General features: G+C 60.3%; 1 protein-coding gene and 1 pseudogene. Both read left to right on the forward strand.

Going from position 1 to position 905, the window contains the following annotated elements:
- Positions 1 to 140: 140 nt before the first annotated feature.
- Positions 141 to 284, forward strand: a complete 144-nt coding sequence (locus V2S85_RS27140; protein ID WP_330705882.1) for a hypothetical protein — start codon at positions 141 to 143, stop codon at positions 282 to 284.
- A gap of 260 nt (positions 285 to 544) precedes the next feature.
- Positions 545 to 766 (forward strand): annotated as a pseudogene (locus tag V2S85_RS27145) (integrase); the annotation flags it as partial.
- Positions 767 to 905: the final 139 nt, after the last annotated feature.

Genomic DNA, 905 nt, shown 5'->3' on the forward strand with positions numbered 1-905 from the left:
CTAGGGCAGCGACCATGTCGGCCGGCGCCGCGGAGACCAGTGGCCCCTCGTTCCGGCCTGAAGCGCGGACCGTATAAGCGCTCCCGTTCAGCCACCACAACCGCCCGTAGGCCGGATTGGCCGCCGACAACGAAGTCATCATGGCGGGATACGAAACCGTGGCCGGCGTGTTCGGCACGCATCGCTACCACCACGGCGCCGAGGATGATGCCCGCTGCGTCTCCGCTCACAACGTTCTCGCGACCGCGATGGCATTTCAACAGTTCCTAACCAAGGCGATTTGAGACGCTCGAAGCGCTTAGATCCTGCCACAACGAGAGAGCTTATCCCCCCTTGTCGCGGATGCTCTCAGCGTCGGTCTTTTCCCGGTGGCCGAAGCAGTCGCTTGCAGAAAGCGTCGCGAATGACTGGACGTGGCCGACACTTGCCGGGATAGCAGGCCGTCAGGAGTTGAGGATCAAAAATTGGACACCGAGAGTCTGCAAGGGGTCGGCCTCTCCTGAAACGTTCTACCTATGGCCGTTACGGCCACAGTAGATGTGTCATGGGATTGTCAGAGTTTGATCCCGCCGCTCGCGAGCGGGTATCTTGGAACGCCGGGCGTAAGGTTGGAGCAAAGCGAGCGCTCAAGCCCCGTCAGATATGGGCGATCCGCTTCTTTCTCGACCAGCATGGGCGGGTCCGCGACCGGGCCCTCTTTGACCTGGCCATCGATAGCAAGCTTCGCGGATGCGACCTGGTGAAGATCAGGATCAGCGATATCGTTTGTGATCGGAAAATGGGACTGTCAGGAATTTCGTGTACGGCGAGGCGGTTGATCATCAGGCCGTCATGGCCCTGATGAAACGTTCGCCGAAGAGCACGGCAAATTGCGCCTTTGCCATGTTCCACTCACGCGGCGGCAT

Origin of the sequence: Novosphingobium resinovorum (assembly GCF_036352595.1) — a bacterium.
Lineage (GTDB): Bacteria > Pseudomonadota > Alphaproteobacteria > Sphingomonadales > Sphingomonadaceae > Novosphingobium > Novosphingobium resinovorum_B.